Source organism: Mesotoga infera (genome assembly GCA_011045915.1).
Taxonomy (GTDB): domain Bacteria; phylum Thermotogota; class Thermotogae; order Petrotogales; family Kosmotogaceae; genus Mesotoga; species Mesotoga infera_D.
In genome coordinates this window covers 1-4,602 of sequence record DSBT01000052.1, presented here as the reverse complement: position 1 = coordinate 4,602, position 4,602 = coordinate 1, and the positions used below count along the sequence as shown (strand labels likewise).

3 protein-coding genes are annotated in these 4,602 nt (G+C 47.8%); all 3 read left to right on the top strand.

What is annotated here, in order from left to right; translation table 11 throughout:
• Positions 1-839: 839 nt before the first annotated feature.
• Complete coding sequence (locus ENN47_01695) at positions 840-2,000, top strand: hypothetical protein (GenBank protein HDP76900.1); 1,161 nt, start codon at positions 840-842, stop codon at positions 1,998-2,000.
• 372 nt (positions 2,001-2,372) lie between these two features.
• Positions 2,373-3,563 (top strand): MFS transporter, encoded by a 1,191-nt coding sequence (locus ENN47_01690; protein HDP76899.1) that lies wholly within the window; start codon positions 2,373-2,375, stop codon positions 3,561-3,563.
• A 705-nt stretch (positions 3,564-4,268) separates the two neighbouring features.
• The coding region (locus tag ENN47_01685; protein ID HDP76898.1) for an MFS transporter at positions 4,269-4,602 on the top strand (334 nt) is incomplete at its 3' end.

Here is a 4,602-nt window from a genome sequence, read left to right as displayed (position 1 = left end):
GATCTGGGAATAGTTCAGAACTTGCTGATACGAGTTGTAGGTAAGGGTGATTTCTTCTATCCATTTCAGTTCGGAGGTATAAGGGAAGAAGATCTACTGGGAACTGTCGGCAAAATCTGCCGGCTCCCATCGGTGAGAGTTGTCGGAGTTACAAGTTTTCCATGCTTCAGATTTGATGTAAAAGCGAGAAAGACGATGCCCATGCCGAATCTGTTCACCCTGAAGCGCTCGGTGAAGGCTCTGGAGAAGGAACTGGGGCTAAGAATAGTACAGATAAACGCGCCCGGAGACAGTTCGGCACAGATGATGGACCAGTTCAGAGAACTTGGGGTAACCCATGTAGAACCCGGGAACGCGTTCACCGGTACGACTCCGTGGCACGCGTTCGAGGATTTGCCCGAGAAACCTGCCTGGCTGTATTTATCAGAGATTTCGCATGTTGATGGTGATGACGCGTATGCAATTGGAGGAGGCCTAATGAGCGGCGATTCACCAATGGGCATCTGGTCAACGCTCTATCATAATCACAGGCTTGGTGCGCTCTCGGGAAACAATGTGGATTTGATACTTGAAAGGAAGATCCTTGCCGAGAGATCGGGCTACATTGATTACTACGGGACTCTGTATGGAAACAGGGAAGTCGAATTCTCCGTGGGAGATTCCGTGATCTATGGTCTACGGAATCAGGTGTTCGTCTCCAGAGCAAACGTAGCCATTATCAAAGGTATTCAGAGTCACAAGCCTGTTTTAGTTGGAATCTTTGACAGACTTGGGAACCCAATCGAAGCAAGTTTCTTTGGGAGGTAAGAAGCACCAAACTATCTAATGGAGGTGTAAAGATGTTGAGAAAGAGCTTAGCAATCGTTCTGTTAGTTACTTTCTTAGCCGTTGCCGGGTCAGCAGCCCTTGCAGCTGAGAAATTCAGAGATGTCCCGCTAGAACTCATTCAGTTGATGGAGAAGCAGTTCCATCAGGTCTGGACTCCGGCAGGTCCAAATGGCGAACCAGTAAGAGGAGCTGGAGACCTAGAGCTGACTGCAGAAGAAATCGAAAAAGCAAAGGCGCTGGATCTCGGTCAATATTACTTCATGGGCGCGAGCTTGGACATGACAGAGACCCTTAACAGATTTGGTATGAACAAGGTTCTGGCCTCTATCGGCAAACCCGAGATAAGCTTCATGGGTTCCAACTCAATAGCCGATCAGATCGACCAGGTAACTACCCTGGCAGGAAAGGCCGATGACATTGGTTTCGTCGTTGCGCAGGCCTGGGAAGCAGTGACATTAGGCCCTTCATTCGTCGAACTTGCTAAAGCGGGCGTTCCTCAGCTTCACAACTGGACAACTCCTGCAGGACTTCAGAACGAAGAGTACTATATTGGTCTCGTTGATGCCGATGGTTATGGCCAGGGCGCTGCAGCTGCAGAAATCCTTGCCTACGCCATGGGTTACAAGGGAGAAGTCGGTCTTATCTACTTTGCCCTGGAACAGTGGACAAACGTTATGAGGCTAAAGGGTGCGGAAGATACATTTGCAAAGTATCCGGACATAAAGGTAGTCGGCAAGGCAGGTTTCACAGATCCATCTCAGTCTTTTGATCTGGCTATTGGTCTACTGCAGAAGTATCCCGAAATCGATGCCATGTGGGGAACCTGGATGATGGGAGTTGCCACTGGCGCTGCTGAAGCAGTTCTTTCTCTTGGCAGGCTCGGTGAGGTCATTGTGGCAGCACCCGACCTGGGAGGAAAGGCTGGAGCTCAGTACATCGCAGACCCGGATAACCCGATCATCGGAGCCGCAGAGGCCGACTGTATTGAAATGGGAGAGAATTCAGTCAACGCAGCCATTAAGTGGTATCTCGGCAACACTGAAATCGCCCAGGGTTACTTCGTAAGCAGAGTATACCCGGTAGTGAAGGCGAACCTAGTAGATGTATACAACAAGACTAATCTCGAAGCAATAGGCGAACTTCCACAGGAAGTTATAGACCTGCTCGACTAAAAAAGCTCAGAACTGTAATTCATTGGGAGGGCTTTGCCCTCCCTTGTTCTTGCGGTTTGCGATGATAATCAGCTCTCAAACTGATTTTTCAGAATAGACATGGAGATACATTGCAACCGCGGAGCACAAGAATGACATTCAGCTCAATATAACCGCGCATGAGCACGAAATTGAGATATGATAATTCCTAAGATGAACGTGTGAACTTTGATAATGAAAAGGGCAATCCCAATAAGGGTTTCCACACTTCTTGAGTTTAATTCAGTTAATTGAAGCTGGAATCGTTCACCGCGATTTCTTCATAGTAGCGAAGTCTTCGCAAATACCGGCGAAGTATTGTTAAATGACTCAATCGAGTTTGAGAGGGTGCATATGTTTTCGCTTTTGCTAGTCATTATCTACATCGCATTTGTAAGTCTTGGCTTGCCAGATTCGTTGCTAGGCTCTGCATGGCCCGCTATGAAGGATTCATTCAACGTTCCACTGTCGTTTGCGGGTATTGTCTCCATGATTATTTCTGGTGGTACGATTGCTGCCAGTCTCATGTCAGACCGTTTTACGCGAAAATTGGGAACGGGACTTGTCACTTCCATAAGCGTTGCAATGACTGCGGTGGCTCTTCTTGGGTTTTCCTTGTCGAAGTCTTTCATTATCATCTGCCTTTTCGCGGTGCCTTACGGCCTGGGTGCCGGAGCAATCGATGCGGCCCTCAACAATTATGTCGCCTTGCATTACGCTTCGCGGCATATGAGCTGGCTTCATTCATTCTGGGGAGTCGGGGCATCCATCAGTCCGTATATTATGAGCTTTTCCCTCGGAACACGGCTCGGTTGGCGGGGAGGGTACGCAACGGTTGCAGTTATTCAGATCATGTTGACTATGATTCTGTTCGCCACTTTGCAGAAATGGAAGAACGGGAAAATCGATTTGATAGATTCCGGAAAAAGCACTTCGAAGCCACTGACTATTGCTAAAGCAGTGAAGATCAAGGGCGTTCCCTCTATCTTGATCGCATTTTTCGGGTACTGTGCCCTTGAAACAACTACGGGACTCTGGGCAAGTACTTATCTCGTCGAGTATCGTGGAGTCGACGTAGAGACTGCAGCAATGTTTGCATCGCTCTTCTATATGGGAATAACTTGCGGCCGGTTCCTGAACGGCTTCGTTGCAGATAGATTTGGAGACAGGAAATTGATCCGTTACGGGATTGTTGTAATGACCGTAGGCGTAGTAATGGTTGGCACTCCATTCAATACAGAAGTTGCTTTACTGGGATTGATTGTAATCGGTTTAGGTTGTGCGCCTATATATCCTTCCATAATTCACGCAACGCCATCGAACTTCGGAAAGAAAAACTCCCAGGCCATTATTGGAATCCAGATGGCAAGCGCATACTCAGGTACCACTTTCATGCCTCCATTGTTTGGACTAATTGCAGGCAATTTGAGTATTGGATTCTACCCTGTATACCTTACAATGTTTGCTCTCTTGATATTGATCATGACCGAAAGTTTGAATAGAACTGTAGATAGCAACAGTACAATGGGGAAGCTAAGACCCTAATTAGTCCAGATTGCTTCTTCCATAATCCTGGACTCTTCCCGGAGGGCGGTGGACCGTTGACGGGCAACGTTGTCTTTGGCAGCGATCAGCGGGTTCATGTTCTTAAGCGTGCAGCGGATCTTCAGGAGCCAGTCTGCTAGTGCAGGCCAGTCACTGCAAGCAGTGGCGAGAAAGACTACAAGAATACCAAACCGATTTAACGAGGTCAGTTCCGCTTCACGGTCAATGAAGCCGTTGTTTTCACGTGAAGATCGAGATTCTGACCAGAAGCTTTGTCAGAATGACAGAATGTGATGCTTTAGAGTTTCCAAACGTTATCATCATGAGAGTGTTTTTTCGAGGACTCATCGCATTTATGACGACAGAATCTTTTGAAATAACCATTCGCTGTCATCCCGGACTTGATCCGGGATCTGATTCCAAGAACGAACAACCTGGACGCGTAGCGTCGGAACGAAGAACCGATCTTCTCAAAGGATGACAGAATGTGATGCTTTAGGGATTTCCAAATGTTATCATCATGAGAGTGTTTTTTCGAGGACTCATCGCATTTATAACGACAGAGTCTTTTGAAATAACCATTCGCTGTCATCCCGGACTTGATCCGGGATCTGATTCCAAGAACGAACAACCTGGACGCGTAGCGTCGGAACTGGCCACCGCAGGTGACTGGCTTCTCAGATGTCTAGACTTAGAGGGAGAACTATGAAGGCAGAGAGAATCTACTATTTGTACGCGGGATTTGTCTATTTCTTCTTCAATATGGTCTTTGCGATAAGCGGCGTATATTATGTCCAGCGTGTCGGCCTCAACCCTCTCCAGCTGGTTCTTGTGGGAACGGTTGTAGAAACCTCCGCTCTGATCTTCGAGATCCCTACCGGCGTCTTCGCCGATTCTGCCGGCAGGAAGAAATCCGTAATACTCGGTATGATGATTGTCGGTCTCAGCTTCGTAATTGAAGGAGCGATCCCCCTGTTTTGGACAATCATTATGGCTCAGATAGTTGCCGGAGCAGGATACACTTTCCTCAGCGGGGCAG